Annotated in this window: 21 protein-coding genes; 13 read left to right on the forward strand and 8 right to left on the reverse strand. The window is 37.0% G+C overall.

Annotation, left to right across the window (positions count from 1 at the left end):
- The first annotated feature begins 127 nt into the window (after positions 1–127).
- From B9Y84_RS05335 to B9Y84_RS05360, 6 genes are all read left to right on the forward strand, one after another.
- Positions 128–607 carry an SgcJ/EcaC family oxidoreductase gene (locus tag B9Y84_RS05335; RefSeq protein WP_085516074.1) on the forward strand — a complete coding sequence of 160 codons (480 nt, stop codon included), beginning with the start codon at positions 128–130 and terminating at the stop codon, positions 605–607.
- Between the two features lie 45 nt (positions 608–652).
- Positions 653–1,351 (forward strand): TlpA family protein disulfide reductase, encoded by a 699-nt coding sequence (locus B9Y84_RS05340; protein WP_085516075.1) that lies wholly within the window; start codon positions 653–655, stop codon positions 1,349–1,351.
- Positions 1,352–1,462: 111 nt separating this feature from the next.
- Positions 1,463–4,681, forward strand: a complete 3,219-nt coding sequence (locus B9Y84_RS05345; RefSeq protein ID WP_085516076.1) for a WD40/YVTN/BNR-like repeat-containing protein — start codon at positions 1,463–1,465, stop codon at positions 4,679–4,681.
- A 454-nt stretch (positions 4,682–5,135) separates the two neighbouring features.
- Positions 5,136–5,504, forward strand: a complete 369-nt coding sequence (locus B9Y84_RS05350; protein WP_085516077.1) for a hypothetical protein — start codon at positions 5,136–5,138, stop codon at positions 5,502–5,504.
- Between the two features lie 20 nt (positions 5,505–5,524).
- A complete protein-coding gene (locus B9Y84_RS05355) occupies positions 5,525–5,902 on the forward strand; it encodes a hypothetical protein (protein WP_139827950.1) in 378 nt (125 codons plus the stop codon).
- A 152-nt stretch (positions 5,903–6,054) separates the two neighbouring features.
- Positions 6,055–6,627 carry a class I SAM-dependent methyltransferase gene (locus B9Y84_RS05360; protein WP_245830825.1) on the forward strand — a complete coding sequence of 191 codons (573 nt, stop codon included), beginning with the start codon at positions 6,055–6,057 and terminating at the stop codon, positions 6,625–6,627.
- A gap of 56 nt (positions 6,628–6,683) precedes the next feature.
- Here B9Y84_RS05360 and B9Y84_RS05365 read toward each other — a convergent pair whose 3' ends face one another.
- Both B9Y84_RS05365 and B9Y84_RS05370 read right to left on the reverse strand, forming a co-directional pair.
- The gene (locus B9Y84_RS05365) at positions 6,684–7,250 is read right to left on the reverse strand and encodes a hypothetical protein (RefSeq protein WP_085516079.1); all 567 of its coding nucleotides are present in this window, start codon (positions 7,248–7,250) and stop codon (positions 6,684–6,686) included.
- A gap of 35 nt (positions 7,251–7,285) precedes the next feature.
- Positions 7,286–9,595 carry a TonB-dependent receptor gene (locus B9Y84_RS05370; RefSeq protein ID WP_176223727.1) on the reverse strand — a complete coding sequence of 770 codons (2,310 nt, stop codon included), beginning with the start codon at positions 9,593–9,595 and terminating at the stop codon, positions 7,286–7,288.
- A 185-nt stretch (positions 9,596–9,780) separates the two neighbouring features.
- Between B9Y84_RS05370 and B9Y84_RS05375 the strand changes: the two genes are divergently transcribed.
- Positions 9,781–12,012: a M1 family metallopeptidase gene (locus B9Y84_RS05375; RefSeq protein ID WP_085516486.1), complete on the forward strand. Its 2,232-nt coding sequence runs from the start codon at positions 9,781–9,783 to the stop codon at positions 12,010–12,012.
- Positions 12,013–12,254: 242 nt separating this feature from the next.
- Here the strand turns inward: B9Y84_RS05375 and B9Y84_RS05380 are convergent, their stop codons facing one another.
- From B9Y84_RS05380 to B9Y84_RS05390, 3 genes are all read right to left on the reverse strand, one after another.
- Positions 12,255–13,130: a cation diffusion facilitator family transporter gene (locus B9Y84_RS05380; protein ID WP_085516081.1), complete on the reverse strand. Its 876-nt coding sequence runs from the start codon at positions 13,128–13,130 to the stop codon at positions 12,255–12,257.
- Between the two features lie 51 nt (positions 13,131–13,181).
- The gene (locus B9Y84_RS05385; protein WP_085516082.1) at positions 13,182–13,769 is read right to left on the reverse strand and encodes an outer membrane beta-barrel protein; all 588 of its coding nucleotides are present in this window, start codon (positions 13,767–13,769) and stop codon (positions 13,182–13,184) included.
- A gap of 113 nt (positions 13,770–13,882) precedes the next feature.
- Entirely contained in the window at positions 13,883–15,799 is a 1,917-nt protein-coding gene (locus B9Y84_RS05390) for a CocE/NonD family hydrolase (protein WP_085516083.1), read from the reverse strand.
- A 251-nt stretch (positions 15,800–16,050) separates the two neighbouring features.
- On the opposite strand from B9Y84_RS05390, the gene B9Y84_RS05395 reads away from it, so the two are divergent.
- From B9Y84_RS05395 to B9Y84_RS05415, 5 genes are all read left to right on the forward strand, one after another.
- Complete coding sequence (locus B9Y84_RS05395) at positions 16,051–16,572, forward strand: zinc ribbon domain-containing protein (protein ID WP_085516084.1); 522 nt, start codon at positions 16,051–16,053, stop codon at positions 16,570–16,572.
- Positions 16,559–17,326: a CPBP family intramembrane glutamic endopeptidase gene (locus B9Y84_RS05400; protein ID WP_085516085.1), complete on the forward strand. Its 768-nt coding sequence runs from the start codon at positions 16,559–16,561 to the stop codon at positions 17,324–17,326. Before B9Y84_RS05395 ends, B9Y84_RS05400 begins: the two co-directional genes overlap by 14 nt.
- A gap of 165 nt (positions 17,327–17,491) precedes the next feature.
- A complete protein-coding gene (locus B9Y84_RS05405) occupies positions 17,492–18,190 on the forward strand; it encodes an ABC transporter ATP-binding protein (protein ID WP_085516086.1) in 699 nt (232 codons plus the stop codon).
- Between the two features lie 10 nt (positions 18,191–18,200).
- Complete coding sequence (locus B9Y84_RS05410) at positions 18,201–20,726, forward strand: ABC transporter permease (protein WP_085516087.1); 2,526 nt, start codon at positions 18,201–18,203, stop codon at positions 20,724–20,726.
- A gap of 162 nt (positions 20,727–20,888) precedes the next feature.
- On the forward strand, positions 20,889–21,554 hold the full coding sequence (locus tag B9Y84_RS05415; RefSeq protein ID WP_176223728.1) for a porin family protein: 666 nt from the start codon (positions 20,889–20,891) through the stop codon (positions 21,552–21,554).
- 207 nt (positions 21,555–21,761) lie between these two features.
- Here the strand turns inward: B9Y84_RS05415 and B9Y84_RS05420 are convergent, their stop codons facing one another.
- Together B9Y84_RS05420 and B9Y84_RS05425 are read right to left on the reverse strand one after the other, a co-directional pair.
- Positions 21,762–23,180 carry a pyridoxal phosphate-dependent decarboxylase family protein gene (locus B9Y84_RS05420; RefSeq protein ID WP_085516089.1) on the reverse strand — a complete coding sequence of 473 codons (1,419 nt, stop codon included), beginning with the start codon at positions 23,178–23,180 and terminating at the stop codon, positions 21,762–21,764.
- A gap of 134 nt (positions 23,181–23,314) precedes the next feature.
- Positions 23,315–23,563, reverse strand: a complete 249-nt coding sequence (locus B9Y84_RS05425; protein ID WP_085516090.1) for a type B 50S ribosomal protein L31 — start codon at positions 23,561–23,563, stop codon at positions 23,315–23,317.
- 142 nt (positions 23,564–23,705) lie between these two features.
- On the opposite strand from B9Y84_RS05425, the gene B9Y84_RS05430 reads away from it, so the two are divergent.
- Positions 23,706–25,418 carry a capsule assembly Wzi family protein gene (locus tag B9Y84_RS05430; RefSeq protein WP_085516091.1) on the forward strand — a complete coding sequence of 571 codons (1,713 nt, stop codon included), beginning with the start codon at positions 23,706–23,708 and terminating at the stop codon, positions 25,416–25,418.
- A 38-nt stretch (positions 25,419–25,456) separates the two neighbouring features.
- Here B9Y84_RS05430 and B9Y84_RS20565 read toward each other — a convergent pair whose 3' ends face one another.
- Complete coding sequence (locus tag B9Y84_RS20565) at positions 25,457–25,606, reverse strand: hypothetical protein (RefSeq protein ID WP_176223729.1); 150 nt, start codon at positions 25,604–25,606, stop codon at positions 25,457–25,459.
- Between the last annotated feature and the right edge of the window lie 5 nt (positions 25,607–25,611).

A 25,611-nucleotide genomic window follows, 5' to 3' on the forward strand; every position in this document is an offset into this window, starting at 1 on the left:
AGTTTAATCGGCTTTTTTATTAATGAGTTAGTGCATTTTTTAATTTTCTAACTAATCAAAAATCAATTATTTTAGTTTTAAATACGTTAAGCTTTTATGAATCAAATTTTTATCGATTACATATATCATGGTTAATTTTTCATCTCTACAACTAGAAGATCCTAAGGATATTCCCAATACTTTCATCAAAGCATGGAATAAGAAAGATGCTGTAATGCTGGCTTCTATTTTTGATGAAGATGCAGAATTTATAAATGTAACGGGTTTATGGTGGCATGACCGAAAATCCATTTTTAAAGCCCATGATTATGGTTTAAAAGTAATCTTTAAAGATTCAGAATTATCATTAAGGAAAACAAAGGTTAAATATTTAAGTGATAGAATTGCGGTGGTGAACGCAAGGATTCACTTGGATGGGCAAACTGATATCAAGGGTGTAAAGGCACAAGCTAGAAATACCATTTTTACATTTGTAGTACATCAAAAAGAGGACGGGCACTGGAGTTGTGCTTCGGCCCAAAATACCGATATAGTTCCTGGGAAAGAAACGCATATTGTGGATGAAGATGGAAGTATGGAGGCTGTGGATTATAGGAAAAAGGCTTAGAACTAATAAGTCAAGAGAATAATAATTATTTTACTATATTACATCATGCGTTATTTAATTCTTCTCCTCTTATTTAATTCTTCATTTATAGCAATTGCCCAATCCATAACTATTTACCAAGAAGCTGAGACAGGAAAATACTACCGTTCCAATCAGCTAGAAGAAGCTAATGAGTCCAAAGTGAAAACATACAAAATGGTTTTCCCAAATATGACAGTTACTTTTGCTGTTCAAATAATAGAAGAAATTAACAGAAACGATTCTACGATAAAAGTTTTTGAATGGGTGAAAACTACTGAAGGCAATCTGGAGAAGATATTTGATTATAAAGGTAAGGAGTTTCCTGACTATAAATTTGAAACACTTGAAAATGAAAGCTTACGAATATCTGACCTAAAAGGTAAACCTATTTTTGTTGATTTATGGTTTACCAGCTGCAGACCCTGTATTGCTAAATTTCCAGAATTGAATACTATTGCAAAAAAGTATAAAGACGAGGTTCATTTTGTTGCCATCACTTTTAACACTTCTAAAGAGGTTGAAAAACTATTAAAGAAACATCCACTCGATTTTATTCATGTAGTGGACGCCAAGCCATTCTTGAAAGAAATTGGTCAACAACTATATCCTAAAAATGTACTGCTGGATAAATCAGGAAGGGTTGTTTTTATAAGTGATAGTTTTACGCCCCTTGAAAAAAAAGAAATGCAAGACGTAATTGAGGAAATCCTTGGTTCTAAGTAACATTTTTTAGTTACTATCTAGCTAGTCAAATTGCTATTTCACCCTTGACATAAAATTCATTTGCATATAAGCCTGCATGTTACGAGATTGAAGAAACTTAAAATTCGTAATATGAGGAAATCATTTATAAAACAATGGATTTTTACATTGCTTGCTTTAGGCTGTTATTTTATAGCCTCAGCACAAGAAGTAGATTTAGAAAAGCTAAAAGGCATAGATGTACGCAGCATCGGCCCTGCTGGTATGAGTGGTAGAATTACCGCCATTGATGTGGTACACGACAATCCTCAGGTGATGTATGTCGGTTCTGCTTCTGGTGGTCTATGGAAATCTGAAAGTGGTGGTGTGGACTGGAAGCCGGTTTTCGATGAAGAGCAAATACTTTCAATTGGTGCTGTTGCAATTCAGCAGGACAATCCTGATATAATATGGGTTGGTACTGGAGAAGGTAACCCAAGAAATAGTTCTAATGGGGGTTATGGATTATATAAGTCAATGGATGGAGGAAAAAGCTGGAAACTGATGGGCTTAGAGAAAACTCGTAACATCCATCGGGTTAGAATTGATCCTAGAAATCCGAATACTGTATATGTAGGTGCAATCGGTTCTCCTTGGGGGGAACATCCTGAAAGAGGAGTTTATAAAACCACAGATGGTGGTAAAAGTTGGAATAAGAGCTTATTTGTCGATAACAAAACGGGGGTTGCGGAATTAATCATGGACCCGAATAATCCTAATAAATTATTCGCTGCTATGTGGGAACACAGAAGAAAGCCATGGACATTCAGTTCCGGTGGGCCAGGTTCTGGATTATACATGACTGTCGATGGAGGTGAAAACTGGAAAGAATTAACCGATGAGGATGGTTTGCCTAAAGGTGATTTAGGAAGAATAGGTTTAGCCATTTCAGCTGCAGATTCCAAAACCGTTTATGCTTTAATCGAATCTAAAAAGAATGCTTTATATAAATCAACTGATGGTGGTTATAAATGGGAAATGATTAATTCCGATATGGGAGAAATTGGAAATCGTCCATTCTACTATGCTGAGTTGTATGCTGATCCTTCCAATGAAAATAGAGTTTATACGATCTTCACTTATGTAAATGTAAGTGAGGATGGCGGTAAGTCATTTAAAGAATTAATGCCAGCTTATGGTACTGAAGTAGGGGTTCATCCTGATCACCATGCTTGGTATATCCATCCCAATAATCCAGATATGATGCTGGATGGAAATGACGGTGGGTTAAATATTACTTATGATGGTGGAGAGACCTGGAGATTTGTGCAAAATCTACCAGTTGGACAATTTTATCATATCAATGTAGATAATGATTATCCTTACAATGTATATGGCGGAATGCAAGATAACGGCAGCTGGATTGGCCCAGCTTACGCTTGGAAGTCGCAAGGAATAAGAAATTCATACTTTCAGGAATTAGCTTTTGGAGATGGATTTGATGTAATGCCAGATCCAGATAATTCAAGATATGGATTTGCTCAATCTCAGCAAGGTTTTGTCGTGCGCTATGATAGAGAAACGGGTAACAACCAAATCGTGAGACCGACCCATCCTGATAAAGATGTATTGTTAAGATTTAATTGGAATGCCGCCATAGCGCAGAATCCGTTTGATAATAGCTCTGTTTATTTTGGTAGTCAGTTTTTACATAAAACTACAGACAAAGGTCAAACTTGGAAAATCATTTCACCTGATTTGACAACGAATGACCCTGAAAAACAAAAGCAATTTGAAAGTGGTGGTTTAACTTATGATGCAACAGGAGCAGAAAATAACACCACCATCACCGCTATTGCGCCTTCTTCATTGAAAGAAGAAGTAATTTGGGTAGGAACAGATGACGGCAATATTCAATTGACTCAAGATGGCGGGAAAAGCTGGACTAAAGTTAGTACCAAAATCAAAGACTTTCCAGCGGAATCATGGGTCGCTCAAATCCAAGCTTCCACATATAATGCCGGAGAAGCATTTGTAGTAGTGAATAATTATAGAAATTTCGATTTCAAACCTTATTTGTTTCATACTACCAACTATGGTAAGAGCTGGACAAATTTAACTTCCGGAGATGAAGTTTGGACATACACCTTGAGCGTGGTACAAGATCCAGAAGAGCCGAATTTAATGTTCTTAGGAACGGATGGCGGTTTATATTTTAGTATCAACAAAGGCCAAAATTGGCAAAAATGGACCAATGATTATCCAAATGTACCAACTCGTGATATGGTGATTCATCCACGTGAGCATGATTTAGTAATTGGTACTTTCGGTCGAGCCATTTATGTAATGGATGATATCCGACCTCTACGGGAATTAGCTACTGAAGGCAAAACAATATTAGATCAGCCTTTGAAATTATTTACCCCTCCAACTGCTTATCAGGCGGTAAATCAGCAGCCAAGTGGTTCTCGCTTTGGAGCGAATGCGCTTTTTAATGGAGAGAATAGAAATTCTAATGCGATGATTTCTTATTTGATCAATGCCCCAGAGAAAAAAGAGGAAGAAGATAAAAAGGATGAGGAAGAGGAAGAAGAGGATAAGGATAAAATTACTTATGATTCCCTTAAGCTTCAGGTATATAATATGGAAGGCAAGTTGATCCGTACCTTAAGAGAGAAGGCTCCTAAAGAAAATGGCTTACACCGCATGTATTGGAGAATGGATGAGGCGGGACCACGAGGCCCTAGCAGAAGATTGACTAAAGAAGATGCTGAAGAGTCAGGCGGAGTGGATGTAATGCCAGGAAAATACAAGCTGGTGATGCACTTTGGTGAGCACAAAGACTCTACTGAGATTGAAGTGAAGTTCGATCCTCGATTGGATGTGAATATGAGTGATTTGCAAGCTCGTTATGATTTCCTAAAATCAGTCGAGGAAATGCAATTGAAAGCTTATAAGGCTAGTCAAAGAATTCTGAAAGCCAAAGAAACAGCTGATCACTACATTCAATGGATGAAGGAAAAAGATAAAGAAGCTTTCAAAGAACAAATTAAAGCAAGTAAAGCGATCAAGGATTCGTTAGAGGTATTGTTTGAGCCTTTCGTGGGCGAGGATTTCAGTGAAAAGCAAGGGATTATCAGAACGCCAATTCCTGATATAGGTGATAGAATTGGTAATGCTTATTATTATACTGCTGCTAGTTTCGACAAGCCTGGTGAAACCCAGAAGCAATTGAAAAAGCAGGCAGAAGAAGCACTGATGCCTGCAATTGTAGCGTTTAACAAATTCTTTGCAGAGGATTGGAAAGCCTATCAGGAAAGCATTAGCGAATTAGATCTTTCGCTTTTTGAGGAGTATGAAGCTATTGAATGAAAAGAAAAAGTTGGATTTTAATAATAACGGGAAAGCCTGTGGTAGAGATGCTGCGGGCTTTTGTTTTTATGCGCACCAAAGGTTCATTAGTATGATTTCTTATATTAATCTAATAACAATCAAGACCCCCTTCTCGCCATGCTTTACATGATGGTCTGTACACTTGCAGCTATAACCTATACATTCTACTTCTACACAAAGAAAGTCTATTAAGTTACTTGAAACACTAATCGGGTATTACGAACATGATAATTCCTGATTCTCAGTAATACAACAAGAACTTACTTGAATCAATTACAACAGCAAAACCCCAATTCACAAAAGCCTGACCTTTTATAATAATTCTTGCATTCTTATGTTTATACCTATGTAAATGATGCCCCAAGAACCAAATTAATAGCTATAGTAAAACCGTTGCGTCATTTTAACATTCCCAATTATTAAAAAAACTATCATGAAATATCTTTCACTATCCCTAATCATTATTCTATTTGCTTCAAATACATTATCAGCCCAAGAAGAGTATGAATCCGATGAAAGAGTGGCTTGTTTTAATGGGGATCAAGAATATCATTTTGGAGCCCTATATATTGATAGTGAGGGAGACACTATTACAAACGAAAAAATGGTGTTAAGACCATTAGGTAGGCCTTGGTTTTTCCAGATGCGCTATCAGGTGGCGGTAAAATATATTTACCATACCGATACGGCAGGCTATAAAAACTATCTTGATCCGGATAAATGGTGGCAAGAAAAAAATCAAAAACATTATGATAAAAAGGAGAGTATCGACTTTCTGAGGATGAAACGACTGGGGCAGTAGCAAAGAAAGGTATCATTTATATGCACCCTCCAAGAACCAATCAATACCGCATATTATCTTTTTCCCATCATCCTTTTGTTTATACGAAAGCTCTGACAGATTCTACCTTTAATTTTTCACGTAGTCTGGAATTCATAGGGATGGGCGGCCCTATGATACAAGATTATACTGTCAAGCCACTTGGCGACACCACTGTGAACAACTCAGAAGTTACAGCCTGGAATATATTGGCTACCTCAGGCGGAGATTTTAATGACTTCCATGAATCTCAGGATTTTTATGATTCCACTATGGAAGCCATCGTTACGAAAGAGTATGGTTTCATCAAGATGCACTACACTTTCAATAACAACATCAAAATTCAATTTGACTTGCAAGAAGTAAGAGCAATGGACTGATTAACACAACTGCGATTATTAAGCTACCATAAAGGGTTAAGTGAACTTTTCAATTTTCTAGTGTGGAAATGAGATTCCTTTGTAAATTGTATCTGGGCTTGGTGGTGTTAACTGCCACCCCTACAAAGCCTGTTATATTCTAAGTTTAAATTATGAAATCTATGGTCGCCTACGATGAATATTATCATACTGAAAACCTCTTCGGAGACCCATATCCCGAACTGATAGAATTTTTGGCTCATTATCCGAAAAAAGGGAAAGTGCTGGATTTAGGTTGCGGGCAGGGTAGAGATGCTATTGCCATTGCTCGGATGGGTTATGATGTTACTGGAATAGATCATTCCAAGGTTGGAATTGATCAAATGAACAAAATTGCCAAAGTCAAAAACCTATCCTTGACTGGGAAAGTAGGAGATATCTTTTCTTACAATGAGTGTCAAAACTATGATATTATTTTACTCGACAGTATGTTTCATTTTGCAAAGAAGGACAAGGCAAAAGAGATTGCATTAGTTCAGAAAATCGTTTCCCAGATCCGAAGAGAGAGCTTGGTCATATTCTGCATCCAAGACAACGGAGAAAAAGTTAGCATTCTAAACACCGCAATTGGTTTTGAAGGGAAATTGAAGAGGCTAACAGATCAGAAATTTGTTTATACTTTTAAAGACCAGGAAAGCGGTCACAAATCTGAAACCAATTATCGGATGATTGTAGTACAAAAATAAAAAAAGCAGCCACCCTTTCGAATGACTGCTTTAATCAACCAAAATTTAAATTCTTGTTATTCAATCACTACATCAAAAGTAGCTTGAATGTCGGTTTCACCACCTGCGTTGCTTGGGTCGCCATTTACTGCGCCCTCAGCTGATTTGTTGGGCTCATGTCTTAAAATGACTACTAAAGAACCATCGCTCGCTTCACCAGTTATGAAAACTGTTGCTAGTCCAATGGGATTTCCATTTCCATCAGCATCATCATAAGCAAACTCAATATCTAATCCATTACTTTTCTGAAAGAAAAACTGATGTTCTTCGTCTTCTTCTACTATCTCTGCAGTAATGTCTTCGTTTTCTTCATCGTTTCGCACTTCAATGGAGACATTGTAGCTTGTATTAGGAGCTAATGTTCCATTGGTATAAACTGGTTCGATTGGGCCATCTCCATCTTCATCAAAAATAGAGAAAGACACATCGTCTCCTCCGCCAACAGGGGTGAAGGTCATTTCCAGGGTTGTAATTAACTCTTCTTCATTTTCCGGCTCTGGATCTTCTGTATTACATTGTGAAAATAGTAATACGGCTACTAAAAGTAGCATGCTTCGTAAAATACTCATCGTTTGGTTTTTCATTTTTGATTGTTATTTATTTGGTTTTAAAAGTTTGTTTAAAAGATGTAATTGATTCGTAATTCAAAATTTCTACCTGTTTCAGCCGCGTAAAAACGTAAGCGATTCAGGTAATCTGTATAGTCGGTATTCATTAAATTGTAAATGCTTAATCCTACGTTTAATTGGGCATTCTCTAATTTTCGAGTGGTATCCAATGAAAAATTAGTAATGAAATAGCCTTCAGGCACAGGTACAGTTGCCCTTTCGTACGCCTCGGTTTCTGTGATAGGTGCTCTGAATTGTTCAAATACCTGTAATCCACTTAAGGCAAAATCTATTTCCTTAAAGCCAAGCACATTTGAAATTCTCCAGTTCAAGGAGTTTTCCCATCGATCGGCGGGCATGAAAATCAAAGGCAGTTCATTTGAAATATCGTTTCCTCTAATGATAGATGCTTTTGTATTGAATGTGAGATGATGAAAAAACTCATAGCTCCCCATAATATCCATTCCGAAAATATCTGCTAAGGTCTGCCTATATTGATAAACAGGAAAAGCTCCTCTGATAGTCAGTCTAGGTTCTTCGGGCTCTAAATAGATGTAGTTTTGAATCCTGCTTGCATAAGCATCGACTTTTACTCTTAATTTTTCTTTATGGTTATACTGCACACTATGTAACCATTTAAAAGAAGTTTCGGGTGAAAGTTGGTCATCTCCTTCCTCAATTGCCGCTACACTATGATGCAGGCCTTGGCTGTATAATTCATTGATGCTAGGCGCCCTTTGGCTCCAGCTTAAATTAGATTTGTATTTCAAATTAGCACTGAAATCATAACCACCACCCACTATTCCTGAAAACATATTGTATTGGTGCTGTGGGTTAATTAATTCATCATCTTCGTTAAATTTCAGGACATCAATACCAATAGCGTCAAATCGGAGACCTGCTTCAAGACTCCAATTTTCTTCAGCCCACGCTTCATTTATAAATGTACCAATCTGGAAACTGGAATAATTAGGAATCAAGGGTGTTGTTCCTGTACCGGGCACGTTTTTATTATTTTGATATTCATAATCTAATCCTATTTCGCCACTGAGATTGCCCCAAACAGGCTCATGGTGGAAAAGCAGTTTAGCCACATGGCTATCGAGTTGTAAGTCAACTGACGGTTTATTGCTTCTTCCTCCTCTTCTGACGTCAAATTCTTGTCTGGTATTTTGTTGATAAGCATATATAAAATCGAAATCACCATAATCAGAACGATCTAGATGGACTTTTGCTTTCAATAACTGGTGTACCACATTTTGCTTAGGATTATTGATTTCGTATGAAAAGTCTTCTGTGAAGAATGGAGGACGCTGATCTAGAGCTTCAAAAAAATTATCAACATTTCCTATGTGGGCGCCTCTTAATATTCCGATTTCAGTAGAGAATCTGCTGTAAAAAAGATCTGCTTGTAAATCCTGTTTTATATAGTTGGCTGCAGCGGAAAAATTCAATTCTTCGCTACCGGTATTTGTTAAATTGTAATTGGCTGCCTGCAGATCTCCTGATTTCTTGGCAGAAGATTGAAGTCTCCAATTAATAGATTTTTCATCATTTAGCAAGAAGCTGCCAGATATCATAGCTGAACCAATTCCCCCTCTTCCATTTGTAAAACCCACCAAATCTAGGCTACCGTGTATCAATGAATCAGGAAGAAGTGGCTCAGGTTCTAGCAGCAAAGCTCCGCCTATGGCTCTGGGACCATATTTGACAGAAGAAGCGCCTTTCACTATGGTGATTCGTGAAGCAACAAATGGGTCAATCTCAGGTGCATGGTCAACACCCCACTGCTGGCCCATTTGGGAAACTTCATTGTTGACCACTTGAATTCTGCTTCCATAGAGGCCATGAATCATAGGTTTATTAATACCAGGTCCTGTCTTGATGTTATAAACACCAGGTAAAGTGCTTACAGATTCTGAAAGAGATTTTCCTTTCAGCTTTCTTAATTCTCGGGTAGATAATACGCTTTCGACATTACTTAACAATACTTCCTCCCTTTTATGGGAGTGGACGCTTACGGCAGAAAGAATATTGTTTTTTTGTTCTAGGTAGAAGTCCTTTTTGAGATTTTGTATGTCAACAGATATATAAGTTGTGATAGACTGGAATTCAACTTGACTTATGACTACTTCATATTTATCATGACAGGATATTTTGATAGAAAAATAACCATTTTCATCTGTTTGCACCCCATCTCCTAGGGCTGGCAAGTAAATGCTAGCAAAGGCTATCGGCTGATGTTCAACTTCAGATAGTACTTGCCCGGAAAAAAGTGCAGAGCATTTTTCTTGAGCCAGTCCAAATTGAGCTATCATCATTAGCAAGCTAACTAGTAATATTTTACACAAACGCAACATTGTTGCAAATATATGAAAGTTGCGTTAACTTTAAGAACTTTTAAAAAATTCTTTTATCCTTTGGTGTAATTTTGAAATGGCAAAAATGGATGTCAAGCAATTTTTTAGTAGTATTGGGATATATTTTAGCTAATAATATGAAGACTATGAAGAAACTATTAATGATGATTCTAATCTGTGCTCCATTTTTAACTGTTGCGCAGGAGCAAGAATATAAAGAGCGTTTTGAACAGTTAGGGAGCATGTTACCTACTCCTAACTCTTACAGAACAGCATCTGGGGCGCCAGGAGAAAATTATTGGCAGCAAAAGGCTGATTATACTATCAAAGTAAAATTAACAGAATCCTCAAATAAGATTACGGGTTCAGAAACCATTACCTACTATAATCAATCACCTCATCCTTTAAATTATTTGTGGTTACAATTAGACCAAAACATGAGAGCGGAAGGTTCAGATAGTGAGTTGGTTAGCAATGCAACTTTCTTTAATGACACTATTCCTGCTAAATATTTGGAGCAGTATGTGGCTAACGGTGGAAGTTCATATGATTTTCCTGGAGGATTTAATATTGAATCTGTAAAAAATGCGGAAGGAGAGGATATGGATTACCTAGTTCAAAAAACAATGATGAAAATTCGTTTGCCTCAAACATTAAAGCCAGGAGAAAACATTTCTTTTTCAATTGACTGGAATTACTTTGTGAATGACAGAATGAAAGGGGGAGGAAGAAGTGGTTTCGAATATTTCGAAGAAGATGGAAATTCGCTTTATACGATAGCACAGTTCTTCCCAAGAATGGCTGTTTATAATGATGTAGAAGGATGGCAGAACAAGCAATTCCTAGGTTCTGGAGAGTTTGCCTTAACTTTTGGTGATTATGATGTTGAAATCACAGTTCCCGATGATTTCATTGTAGGAGCTACTGGCATGGTTCAAAATCCTAAAGAAGTTTTAACTAAGGAGCAAGCCAAAAGGTATGAAAAAGCGTTAAAATCAACAGAGCAAACATTCATTGTAACGGAAGAAGAAGCAATAGAGAATGAAAAGGACAAGTCTACTAACTATGAGACTTGGAAATTCAAAGCAGAAAATGTGAGAGATTTTGGTTTTGCTGCTTCCAGAAAATTTATTTGGGATGGACAGATGGTAGAATTAGAGTCCACAAAACCTTTTGCACAGTCATTCTACCCGAAAGAGGGAAATCCACTTTGGGAGAAAGAATCTACAAAAGCAGTAAAAAACACCTTGGTGTTATATTCTGAAAGAACATTTGATTACCCCTATCCTCAAGCTACATCAGTGCATGCTGCTTCAATAGGGATGGAGTATCCTATGATCTGCTTCAACTTCGGAAGACCGGATGAAAATGGGGAGTATTCAGTAAGAACACAATTAGGGATGACTTATGTAATTGTTCATGAAATTGGCCACAATTATTTTCCAATGATTGTCAACTCTGATGAGCGTCAGTGGGCTTGGATGGATGAAGGCTTGAATTCTTTCCTAGAATCAAACGTAATGTTTGAATATTACCCAGACTTACCTTATTCGGATAATATTCCGCAAGCGGTTACGGGCTATATGAAAAGTAGTAAAGACCAGCAAAGAGCCATCATGACCAATCCTGAGCAGGTATTGCGTTTAGGGCCAAATGCATATTCAAAACCAGCAGCTGCATTAAACTTATTGAGAAACACCATCATGGGTCCTGAACTTTTTGACGAATCATTTAAAGCGTATGCGCAAAGATGGATGTTCAAGCACCCCACGCCAGCAGATTTTTTCCGAACCATGGAAGATGCATCTGCAGTTGATTTGGATTGGTTCTGGAGAGGATGGTTCTACACTACGGATCATGTGGATATCAGCGTAGATGAAGTTAAATATTTCCGAATTGCTCAGGAAGAGTCTGATATGGAAAAGAATGCTAATGCACCAAAAGGTGATTTAGGAGAAGGGGAAACAGAAGAATTAAATACTGACTTCAGTGATGGTCCTAGTTACATTTCTGTTTCAAACACACCTGATTTTTGGTTTGGAGAATATCGCTCAAAAGTTGATGATGATGCCATTAAAGCTAGATACGCTGACAAGCATTTTTACGAGATTACCTTAAGCAATGAAGGTGGATTGGTTTCCCCTCTTTTATTCACTATTGAATACACAGATGGTGAAAAGGAAGAGAAATATATTCCTGCTGAAATCTGGAGAAAAAACGAAGGTAAAACCCGCAAGATGTTGATTCTTGACAAAGAAGTATCTAAAATCGTTTTTGATTCGGAAGGAGACTTAGCTGATACTGACAAATCTGATAATGTTTTTCCAAAGGAAGAAGGCAAAACTAAGTTGGATAAGTTTAAAGAAAAAGGAGAGTAAATTTTCCTAAGTTTTAAAAACTAAAGCCATCTCAGTTGAGATGGCTTTTTTTATAAATAATGTCTCGTCCCTAACTAAGTAGGCAAATATAGTCGCGGGAGGGAAGACAAAAATGCGGGCCGGTCTTGGCCTTTGGATGGGAGCATATTTTTGTCTTGATTTTTTGTATCTTTTTTATCAAGAAAAAAGCTTAAGAAGAAATTTATTTCCGATTAAGCCACCTAGAGCGGGGTTTGTCTTTATTATTGAATCAACTTCTTATTCCCTTCCAAGCCGTGTTCAAATTGAAGGGTAATATGACCGATTGAAAAATTCGTATGGAGTAAATCCTGAATTTTATTTTGAATATCATGTGTTTCACTCACATTTAGATCTTCTTGTAAATCTACATGCGCCTCTAAATGAATGGTATATTCATCCAATTGCCAAACATGGATATGGTGAATATTTTTCACTTCCTGTAATGATTCCACTTCTTCAACCAATAGTGGGATATTGATACCTTCTGGAACAAACTGCAAGAGGATTTTTGTGGAACTCCACAGTAGTTGCCAAGAAGTAGCAATTAAATAAACCCCAATCAAAATGGATAATACGCCATCTACCCAAGTAACTCCATAATATTTCATAGCTAAGCCACCACCCAATACAGCTGCAGAGAACAAGGTGTCTGATAGTAAATGTAAGAAAGCGGACTTCATATTCATGCTATTCTTTGCAAACTTTACTAAAAACAGAACACTTAATCCGTTGGCAATTATTGCAACACCTGCAAGCCAAATAACAAGATCATTATTGATCTCTAATGATTGTGTGATTTGTAAGCGCTCAACACTTTGCACTACAATATAAACAGCAACTGCAATTATTGCAGCTGAATTTACAAAAGCAGCTAGCACTTCTGCTCTTTTATAGCCAAAAGATTTACTGTAGGTAGCTTCCTTCTTGGCCAGAACAATAGCGACTAAACTGATGATGAGTGCAGCAACATCACTAAAATTGTGCATGGCATCGGAAATCAGTGCCATAGAATTTCCTACAATTCCTCCCACGATTTGAGAAACCGTAATAATGATGTTGAGCAATATGACCCATCTTAGCCTGTTTTCTTTTTGCATAGGGCTCAAAATTAGGAAACTTAGACGGCTTTACTAAGATTCAGCAGGTATTTATAACTGATAATAGACACCAAGTGACAATGAATTTGTAATCAATCGCTCATGGTATTTTTCTGAATTAAATGGGACTAGGGCTTGCATTTGAGCTTGTGACTTAAGGAAGAAGTTCAGCTTTCCTATGTCATATTGAGCTCCAATTCCTGCTGAAATACCGATTCCATTTTGATTATCGATTCCGTATGGGTCTGGTTCATTTATTTGAAAATTGAGTATAGGGCCTCCCTCAATAAAGAAGTATTTGAAAAATGATAGATTAGCATACAGGGGGATGTTTAGATTATCTACATTAAAGTCCCAAGTTTGAAGCTCCGCAGTGCTCGAGCCATTTTGTGCTTCCATTGATAATTGCTGTAATTGTAGGCCAGAAAGCAGTGTTATATTCTTTGACAATTGCAGCTTGTAGTTTAGCGAAAGTTGACTCCCGCTTTTATGATGGTACGAAGAGGCGCCAGCTAAAGACTCAAAATCAGTTGCTCTTCCACTAAAAACATGACCTGCGGATAAACCAATTGAGTGATTTTGTGAGTAGGAATAACTTGAAGAAATGAGCAAGGTAATTAAGACTATTAATTTATTCATAGTGTTTTGGTGATTGTTTCATTAACGACACCATTTTGAAAAAATAGGTTGGCATCAAAAAAGCCCTGATCACAAAAATGATCAGGGCTCAAATTTTCTAAAGTAGTTATTCTCTATTTGTCCATTTCCAATTGTAAGGATTGCGGAGTAGTCTCCAATTCTCCAATCTCAATTTTAGAATCGCCTTTTACTGTAATAGTAGCTTTAATAAAATCCTCCGCTTCTGCTTTATAGATATTTTCTACATATTTCTGAGGATTTCTGTCAATATAGGGAAACCAGGTGCTGTGAATTTGCACCATCACTTTATGACCTTTTTTGAAAGTATGTAAAATATCCTGCAAGGCGATTTCTACTTCATCTTCCTCATTGGGTACAAATGGTTTTGGGTCTGCAAAGCTGTCTCTGAACCTTCCTCTGAAGACTTCTGCACGCACTAATTGTTGGTAATTTCCCATTTTAATATTTTCGGGATTGTGCTCATAGTTTTCGTGATCACCAGGATAAACATCTATTATTTTAACGATGAAATCTGCATCAGTAGAAGAGATCGCCACTTTTAATTTAGCTGCAATTTCACCAGCTAAGGTCAACTGTTCTTCCAAAGGATCAGATTCCCAAACCAAAACATCAGGTCTGCGACCAGCATGACGTTGATCATCGGTCATATAGGGTCGTGGGGTAAAGGTTAGACTTTCTGTAAAAGAGGTGTAGGGAACTGGTTTAGCTGGGTCTGATACATAAGTAAACTCATCCTCATTACTGCCTTCATCATTGATCAATAATTTTCCATTCTTAGCAAAGCCTAAAGTATTTTTAGGAATTTGCGGTGGCCAAACATCAAATTTTTGCCATTCTTTCAAACCAGTATCAAACATATAGGCCTCTGGTAAATTAGGTTTCCCTTTTCCATCTCTCAAGAAGTGGTTGAAGAAGGTGCGCTCAATTTCTGTTTGATAAAAAGTGGAGAGGCTATCTCCAAAATAAATATGATTGACTGCTTGAATACCTCTTTCCCGTGCCCAATCACCATGACTCCACGGGCCAAAAACTATAGTATTATAAGCATCAGGGCTAGTTTTTTCGATGGTTTTATAGATATTTAATGGGCCATATAAATCCTCTGCGTCATACCAGCCACCTACAACCATTACTGCATGGTCGATATCATCTAAATGAGGGATAATACTTCTCTTTTGCCAAAATTCATCATAGTTTGGGTGTTCTACCGTTTGCTCCCAGAACTCATTATCAAAATGAAGCTTCTCTGTTATATTTTTAAGAGGCCCCATTTCTAGATGGTAATCATAGCCATCAATAGCATTGGCTGTTCTCATTCTAGCGAAAGCTTCGTTGTACCAAGATTCTTTTGTCGGACCATCAGTTTGATAACCAAAAACAGGGTAGGCTGCTGTATAACTTTGTAAGTAAGCGCCATTATGATGGAAATCATCAAAGAAGAAATCTCCAATGGGAGCCTGGGGTGAACTAGCTTTTAGTGCAGGGTGCGCATCAGGCAATGCGGCTGCAGTGTAGAAGCCCGGGTAGCTGATTCCCCATTGACCAACTTTTCCGTTCGTTTTTCCTTTTAGGTGCTTTAACAACCATTCAATAGTGTCGAAGGTATCGGAACTCTCATCAGCCTCTTTTTTATGTTTATTACCAGGAATATTAGGCGTCATGTTAGTAAACTTGCCTTCTGACATCCATCTACCTCTCACATCTTGATAAACGAATATAAATTTATCTTCCATTAAGTACTTTGAAGGTCCTAAAGAACGCTTATACTGATCGGCTCCGTAAGGCGCAATACTGTAGCAGGTTCTTTGCATCATAATAGGATGCTTTCCTTCTTCCTTAGGTGTATAAATAGCTGTATAAAGTCGGGTGCCGTCACGCATCGGAATATATACTTCTTCTTTGTCGTAATTTTCTTTTACGTAGCTACTCTCATCTTCCTTTTCTTGTGCTTTAAGGCTAGGATGTAAAAGGAAGCAAAACCCAATGAATAATAATATGTGTTTCTTCATTTTTAATTAAGTTTATTTTGGAAGGATAAGTTAGTAAATATGTATTTGAGTTAGGCGATAGGAGTTTAAATTTTGATGGATGGCAATAAGCAAATCCTTAAAAAATGAAAAAGATCTTTTAAAATGAATAGTTTAAAAGTGCTACAGTTCAAATATTCCAGTCGAGCAGTTTTGAATAGTTTCAAAAACAAAAAATCTTTTGTATCTAAACCTAAATCTACTAATTTGAAAGTTAAATCAATTGAAGAGAAATGGAACAGAATTTTACCCAATGTTCAAAGTGTAAGGCCTCAATCACGGCAGAAGATGTATTCTGTTCTAATTGTGGATATCCTGAAAACGCTGATCAAGAGGAAAAGGACAAATATGAGTACAGGATTAAGCTCAAAATGAATGTATTGAAAGATGCTAAAAAGAAGTTGAAAAATGTAAAAATATTGCTTTGGGTTCTTGCTGGTCTTCATTTAGTGGTTGGTTTAGCTTTCTTATCTCAGGAGATCACTTTTTATGACGGAATTGGTCCTATCATCGCTGCAGTGATTTTTATTGCATGCGTGTTCTGGGTAAATAAACAACCTCTAGTTGGGATTATGGCTGCTTTCATATTTTGGGTTTTGCTGCAATTGTCGGTCGTTTTGGTAGATCCCGCCTTATTGTTAAGTGGTATTATTTTGAAAATAGTATTTATTGGTATTTTTGTGAAAGGCATAAGCTCTGCAAAAGACTATAAGGAATTTTCACAAAAACTTCGAACCTTAAATGCAACTACCTAATGAAGAAATAGACATTTCGATTGAGTGTCATAGATGCGGAGAACCGCAAAAAAGGGGATATAATTTTTGCAATAAATGCGGAGCTCAAAATATTAATGCGTTTCGGAGAGAGTTAAAAAAGGATAGTAATTACAGCAGAAATTTAACAAATCTTGCCAGATACACCTTTGTTATTTTAGCACTTATAGTAGTATCAATCTTTACAGGTGATGACTTATATTCGCTTATTTTTTGGACTACTTGTTTTGCAATTGTAGATGTAATTTTTGGAATACTGCAACCAGAAGTCTGGAGCCTTTTCAGTATTAAAAATATTAAGATCAAGCCGCTTTTATTTGTTAGTTTATTTGGCATTCTCTCTGGCTTTTTAGTTTCTTACAGTATCGAAAAGCTAAATTTATTTTTAGAGTTAGAGACATATAATTCCATTGATATATTCAAAGACTTAGAGTACTCTTTGATTTCAGCAATTGTTTTGACAGCCGTTTTCCCAGCTATCTTCGAGGAAATGGCCTTTAGAGGGTTTATATTTAATAACTTGACAAGGTTGGCCGGTAAAAAATCGGCAATATGGGGATCTTCATTTTTATTTGGCTTAGTTCATTTTTCGCTTTTAAGCCTGTACTGGATTGTTCCTTTTGGACTGTTTTTGGCATACTTTAGAAATCGCTACAATACTATTATTTACGGTATAGTGCTGCATTTTATTCATAATTCAACAGTTGTTTTAATTGATCATTATGAATTGTTTTAGGGGATTGATTTTTATTGTGGGTATATTGTGACGGGTACTAAGCTCCATTTTGTTCACATTGAATGTAAAGCTCCTTAATGTTGTAAACGAAGACCATCTATCATTTTCCCTAAACTGTTTCTCTCCTCAACCGTTTGCATTTTAGTTGTCGCAGAAAAAAAATCAATGAATCAGATATTAGCAGTCGAAAATTTAAGTAAAACATATCAATCTGGGGAGAAGTCCTTAACAGTACTTTCTGATATAAATTTTGAAATAGAGCCTGGGAGCAGTTGCGCCATTATTGGTCCGTCCGGCAGCGGGAAAACAACTTTGCTTGGATTATGTGCAGGCTTAGATGAGGCCGGAACTGGCTCCATTATTCTGGATGGAAAGCAATTAGAAAAGCTTTCGGAAGACCAAAGGGCGGCTGTTCGTAATGCTTCCGTTGGATTTATTTTTCAAAGTTTTAACTTGCTACCCACTTTGACAGCTTTGGAGAATGTAATGGTACCGTTGGAGCTCCTAGGTAAAAAAAATGTGAAGCCAATAGCGGTTGATTTATTGGAAAAGGTGGGTTTGGGAGATAGAATGCATCACTATGCATCTCAACTTTCCGGTGGTGAGCAACAAAGAGTCTCCATTGCAAGAGCTTTCGCCAACCAACCTAAAATTTTATTTGCGGATGAACCTACAGGTAATTTGGATCAAGAAACGGGAGAAACAATTGAAGCCTTGATATTTAATTTAAATAAAGAATTAGGGACAACCTTGATTTTAGTAACGCACGATACTGAATTGGCAAAACGAACCGACCGCATCCTACAACTAAAAGGAGGTAAACTGATTAAAGATTCTGCAAGCGCAACATCTGAAAAAGCATAAATCCATTCTCATGCAAAATTTAAATTGGTTATTGAAAATGGCTTGGCGTGACAGTCGCAGAAATCGCTCGCGTTTAATTCTATTTATGAGCAGCATTGTACTCGGTATAGCAGCTCTAGTTGCCATCAATTCCTTTGGCGATAATCTTACTCAACAAATTAACTCAGAAGCAAAAGAACTTCTGGGTGCAGATGTAGAACTGGAAAGTAGAAGTCCCTTCCCAGATTCGCTCTATCAATTTCTGCAGGACGAAAACTTACAGCTTTCGGAAGAGAGAGCTTTTGCAAGTATGGTTTATTTTCCTAAAAATGGAGGAACACGTTTGATCAATGTACGAGCGGTGGAAGCTAACTATCCTTTTTACGGAGCTATAGAAACCACACCAATATCCTCGGCTAAAACTTATAATAAAAATCAGGACGCATTGGTGGACCAGTCTTTAATGCTGCAATTTAACATCAGTCCTGATGACTCTGTTAGAATTGGGACGACCATCTTCTCAATAGCTGGCGAAATCAATAAAACACCAGGGCAATCCGCTATCACGACAACGGTTGCTCCACCCGTTTTTATACCTTTCTCCAAATTAGAAGGAACGGGCTTGATGCAAAGGGGAAGCAGAATCAACTATAAATTATATATCAAATTTCCCGATGGAATCGATGATCAAAAATATTTTAATGAGGTTTTAAAACCGAGATTAGAAAAAGAAGAAATCCGGTTCGATGATGTGGAGGAGCGAAAGGAGGAATTAGGTGATGCTTATTCCGATTTAACTGGATTTCTAAATTTAACAGCTTTTATAGCACTTCTTTTAGGTTGTATTGGAGTGGCAAGCTCGGTGCAGGTTTATGTGAAAGAGAAGGTGAAGTCTGTTGCTATTCTTCGTTGTTTGGGAGCCTCTTCTTTACAGGGTATGTATATTTTTCTTATACAAATTTCTATTATTGGTTTTATTGGATCTATAATAGGTGCTGCGATTGGTAGCAGTATTCAGTATTTCTTACCACAACTATTTGCTGATTTTCTGCCTTTTGAAATAGAACTAAGTTTTAGCTTACCGTCATTCTTTCAAGGGATTCTTATTGGCTTATTAGCTTCTGTCTTATTTGCCTTGGTACCGCTTCTGCAAATCCGCAAAGTTTCTCCATTAAATGTGCTGAGAAGTTTGGGTTGGGGAAAGACATCTAAGGCAAGCCGGTTTGTCTATGTACTAGTTGTTCTTTTTGTATTTGGGTTTTCCTATTTACAACTCGATTCGCTGAAGGAAGCAGCTGTTTTCACAGTTTCCTTATTGGGAGCAGCCTTAATTTTAATGGGAGTGAGTAGGTTAATCATTTGGGCCGTCAGAAGGTTTTTTCCAAACAATGCACCTTTTGCAACCCGTCAAGGCTTAGCTAATTTATACAGGCCAAATAATCAGACTTTGATATTGGTGGTGACCATTGGCTTGGGCACTGCCCTTATTACCACGCTCATGCTAAGTCAAGATCTTCTATTAGATAAGGTCAAATTAAGTAGCAGTGAAAATCAACCGAATATGGTCCTCTTTGATATTCAGAGTGACCAAGTAGAAGAAGTAGTAGAAATAACGGAAAGAGATAGTTTACCTGTTATTTCTGAGGTGCCCATTGTTACCATGAAATTGCACAGTTTGAAAGGGGAGTTTGTTGATGCAATCAAAGAAGACACCACGGCAGGAGTTCGAAATTGGGTGCTGAGGCGGGAATATAGAGTGACTTACCGAGATGAGCTCATTGATTCAGAAACCATTCTGGAAGGAGAATGGGATGGGCGAGTAGAGTCTGCAACTGATTCTATCTTTATTTCGCTTGATCAAGGACTAGCAGAAGACATGAAAGTTGGATTAGGAGACCCGTTAACCTTCAATGTGCAAGGAGCTTTAATTCAATGTTATGTAGGAAGCATCAGAGAGATTGATTGGCAACGGGTGCAAACCAATTTCTTAGTGGTTTTTCCCGAAGGTGTTTTAGAAGAAGCTCCTAAATTCCACGTGTTGCTAACTAGATATGAAAAAGTAGAGAAATCCGCTCAATATCAGCAAAAAGTGGTGAGCAAATTCCCGAATATTTCCATCATCGATTTAGATTTAATTTTGAAAACCGTGGATGAGGTATTGGGAAAAATTTCTTTTGTGATTCAGTTTATGGCCTTTTTTAGCATCATCACGGGCGTAATTGTATTGATTGGAGCAGTAAATATCAGTAAATTCCAAAGAATGCAAGAAGCCGTGCTATTAAGAACAATAGGGGCAAGCAGAAAACAGATAGTGCGCATCAATTTTATGGAATATTTCTTTTTAGGAAGTATTGCGAGTTTAACAGGTATTATTATAGCTATTTTATCCGCCTGGGGATTGGCTTACTTTAGTTTTGAAACCGTTTTTGTTCCTAATCTGTGGGCTGTGTTAATCACCTATATTGCTATTACAGGACTAACCGTTTTCATTGGTTTAACGAATAGCCGATCTGTAGTGAATAAGCCTCCTTTAGAGATATTAAGGAAAGAAGTGTAGTTAACTTTAAGCAGATGAGCTTATAACATTTGACCCGACTGAAAATTTAGTAAGAGAAGTAGGTTTTCAGATTGCTTCAAAATTAGAAGTTCTACATTTGTTTATGTATCATTGGGTTTGATAAAAATCAAAAAGATTTTTTAGAAGATTTAAATGAAAATTATGAAGAATTTAGTAAAAGGATTTTTAGTGATTACCCTATTTTGTTTTAGTGCTAATTTATTTGGCCAAGAGTTTGGCTTAACGGCTGGATTGAACATGTCCAATGCTTTAATTAAAGATAATGACCAAACCTATAGTGAAAATTTCGATAGCAGGTTAGGGTTTCATGTGGGAGCAACAGCAGAAATGCCCTTGACAGACATGTTTTCTTTTCAAACTGGTTTATTACTTTCCACCAAAGGCTACCGTTCAAGCGAAGAGTTTTCCGGCTTTGGTATTACGGTGACGGCTGAAAGTAATTTAGATTTATTATACCTTGAAATTCCTTTAACTGGAAAAGCTACCTTTGATGTAGGTGGGGCACAGCTTTATGGTATTTTTGGCCCTTCTGTAGGAATTGGGCTTAGTGGAACCCTAAAAAGCGAGGCAGTTTCAGGAGGAAGTACTGTTACTGAAGAAGAACCTATTGTATGGGGTTCCAATGAGGACTCAGATGACTTTAGAAGGTTGGACTTAGGTTTATTGTTTGGAGCTGGAGTGGAGATACAAAGTATAGAAGTTGGAATAAATTACAATCTTGGTCTAGCCAATATCTTACCTTCTAATGCTAATGGCAGCAGATTTAGCAACAGAGTTTTGGCGATATCTGTAGGCTATAAATTCTAAAAGAGAATTTTCACAGAACGTTAAGTTGGTACGTGCATTTAGCACGTGCCCTTTACTATTCCAGTCTAATCCTGAAATTGCTTTGCTTATTTAGAGCTCACTATTTTGTATCGAGAATAGCTGGCTTAGGATATTTATCTTTTTGCTCAAGTAAAAAGGAGAGTAGAAATTGAAAAAATAAAACTGAACATAAGCTTGTAGCATCATCTATGAAAGCAAATCATTTGCACTTTTCTGTATTAACCCCCAAGCCCTTTCCAAATGTCCTTTAGTCAATTCAGGATGTCCACCTACCAATCTCAAAGTATATTTTCCATTCAGTTTAGTATGGGTGATAAATATCTTTCCTGTTCCATTGATATTTTTCAGAAGTCGCTCATTGAATTGATTAAGCTCTTGTTCATTCATCTTCCCATTATTAAACCGGAAGCATAAAAGGTTAACCGGTACTGGAGCTAACATTTCAAAATCAGCTGACGTTTTTATTTCAGTTTCTAACTCCTGCGCCCATTTAATATGCTGATCAATAATTGACCTCAACTTTTCAGCTCCAAACTCTCTAAGGACAAACCATAACTTTAATGCTCTAAACCTTCGACCGAGTTGAATATGCCAATCTCTGTAGTTATTTACTTCCTCATCGGCATCTGTTTTGAGGTATTCAGGGGTAATGCTATACGTCTGTTTTAATAAGTCAGGATCCTTGATAAAGTAAAGGCTGCAATCAAAATTCACAAACATCCATTTATGCGGATTGAATACCATGCTGTCTGCCATTTCAAGTCCTTTACTCATCCATCTGTGCTCTGGGCAAATCAAGGCTGCCCCAGAGTAGGCTGCATCGATATGAAACCAAATGTGATGTTTTTTAGCGATCTCACCAATTTTCTCAAGAGGATCAACAGCTGTAGTGCCGGTGGTTCCTAATGCTCCAAGCACGAAAAGTGGCTCATAACCTGAGTCAATATCTTTCTGGATTCTTTCTTCTAACTTTTCAGGTATCATGGCAAAGTTCTGATCAACTGGGATTTTTACAAGGTTTTGAGATCCGAAACCTGCAATTTTAACATTTTTATCAATGGAACTATGTGCCTGTTCCGATGCATAAACCCTATACTTTGGCATTCTGAAAAAGCCTTTATCATTGATTTGAAAGTTGCTGGCTTTTTCCCTAGCGGTAATTAGGGCATTGAATGTTCCGGTGGAGGCAGTATCTTGAATAGAGCCTGTCCACTCTTTTGAAAGGCCTAGCAATTCACGCATCCATTCCATCATGCGATCTTCCAATTCAGTAGCGGCAGGGGAAGTTAGCCATACCATTCCTTGAGTACCCAGAACAGACATCAGCATTTCTCCTAATATGGAGGGCTTACTTTTAGAGGCAGGGAAGTAGGCCAAGAAGTTTGGACTTTCCCAGTGGGTAATGCCAGGCATTATTTTGTCTTCAAAATCTTTAAAGATAGCAGTGAAATCTTCAGGATTATCTGGAAATTCCAGAGGGAGTTTAGCTTTTATATCACCGGGTTTTGAATTTGATAATACGGGGTACTGTTCTACATTTTCTAAATAATCGGCCATCCAATCAACCATGGAATGAGCATGCTTTCTAAATTCTTCTATATCCATCAAATACTTAATTGAACCTTCAGTTCAAAGATAAGCTTTAATTCTTGACGGAATAATTTATAGGAGATATAAACAAAAAAGTCTCACTAAAACTAGGCTTAGTGAGACTTTTGTAAAAAAGTGATAATATAAAATTATTTCTTCTTTTTGTATTTTTGGTTGAACTTCTCCACACGACCTGCAGTATCCAAGAAGATTTTCTTTCCTGTATAAAAAGGGTGGGAAGCTGAACTAACTTCTATTTTAACTACCGGATATTCTTTCCCATCTTCCATTTTGATGGTTTCACCTGAGGACATTGTAGACCTCGTTAAGAATTTCACGTCTGCTTGAGTATCCCAGAAAACAACTTCTTTATATTCCGGATGCGTATCTTTTTTCATAACTAATTAAATTAAATTATTGATTTCCAACCAATTCTTTTAAAAGGATTGCAAAAATAAGGTAAGCTTTTGTTCTTTCCAAGCCTCTTCTTATTTATCCGTGATAATTTTTAGTTAAATTGCAGACGTTAATGTATGCAATATGAGATTATTATTTACTTTCCTATTCGGTTTATGTACTTTTGCCGCTTTTTCTCAGGCTGTGAATGCTCCCTTGAATAGAGATTACTATCATCTTTTGGAAAGATTAGAAGTGCGGAATGGGAAGTTTTCAAACAGTTTTCACGCTTCTATGAAGCCATTTAATAGAAAAGAAATTGCTAAGTTTTTAGATAGTTTAGATGCTGATAATCTGAATAGGAAAGATAAATTCAATTATAACTACCTGAAAAATGACAATTGGGAATGGGTCGATAGTGCCGATTATAAAAATGAAAGAGGTGTTTTCGGCCATATTTATAAAACTAAGCCCGACTTTTTAAATGTGCATGAGAATGAATTTGATTTACATGTGAATCCTGTTTTGGCTCTTTCTTTGGGTCAGGAGTCTATGAGCGATAATAGACTGTATACTAATACTCGTGGACTAGAAGTCAGAGGACTCATCAATAATAAGCTTGGTTTCTACACTTTCGTTGGTGAAAATCAGGTGGTTTTTGCAAACCATGTAAGCAATTATATTGAGGAGTACAATGCGGTTCCAAATGAGGGTTTTTGGAAACCTTATGGTGATAATAATGAAGGGGTAGATTTCTTTACTGCCAGAGGATACATTTCCTTTCAAGCCACTAAGAATATTAACTTGCAGTTTGGTCATGATAGGTTTTTTATCGGAAACGGTGAGCGATCGCTTATTTTAAGTGACTTTGCTACGGGCTATTTGTTTCTCAAAGCTGAAACTAATATATGGAAGTTGAATTATACTAATCTCTTTGGATTGCAAACTGCTGATGTTGTTTTAAGGGGTAATCAATTATCCGGGACACAAAATCAATACCCAAGAAAATTCTTATCTCTTCACCACTTAAGTTATAATATCACGGACAATATTAACATAGGAATTTTTGAAGCTATTATGTCTGGTGATTCTTCCGTGGCTCAAAACCCAATAGATCCGGTTTATTTTAATCCCATTATTTTTTACCGTGCCTTAGAACAGCAAGATGGCAGTTCTGGAAATGCATTGGTAGGGATGGATTTTAGAGCTTTACTCTTGAAAAGATTTAGTCTTTATGGACAGTTGGTACTAGATGAGTTTTTGATTGATAATCTAAGGCAAGGTGGCTGGTGGGCCAATAAATGGGCAGTGCAAACTGGTTTAAAGTATTTTAATGCCTTCGAAATCCCAAATTTGGACTTGCAAGCAGAATATAATGTTGCTCGTCCTTTTATGTATGCTCACGACTCAAATTTTACCAATTATGCGAATTATAAGCAACCATTGGCACATCCACTAGGAGCAAACTTTGAAGAATGGGTAGCTACTTTACGTTATCAGATCACGCCAAGAATACACTTCCAAGCTAAAGCTGTAATGGCAGAATTTGGTACAGATACCACCCAGAACAATCATTTTGGAGGAGATGTTTTTAAGCCAAATAATAACCGTTACAGTCATATTAACCCTGACACTGGAAGCAGATGGCAGTTTGGTCATACTATAGGACAGGGGGAAAGCAATCAATTAAGGTTGATAAAAATGACCTTAAGCGTAATGCCTTATCATAATGTATTTGTGGATTTGAATTACAGCATCCGAAATCAAAATAGCGAATTTGGGAATAATACTAGTGAAAATAATTTCTATGGGGTTGATTTACGCTGGAATATTCCAAAACGAGAGAACCTATTTTAAAAGCTTTATGGGTTCAATAAGAGGAAAAACGAGCTAAGTTACTTTTTGATTTCTGACTTTTTTGCCATATCGTAACCTTCTTTGAATGCAATTACATATTTCTCTGTGTTCACTAAAAGATCAGTTACAATTACTGAGATTAAACCAATAAAAAGGCCAATAAGGTAATCTTTATTAATTTTTTTCATTTCCT

Origin of the sequence: Marivirga sericea (assembly GCF_900177665.1) — a bacterium.
Classification (GTDB): Bacteria; Bacteroidota; Bacteroidia; order Cytophagales; family Cyclobacteriaceae; genus Marivirga; species Marivirga sericea.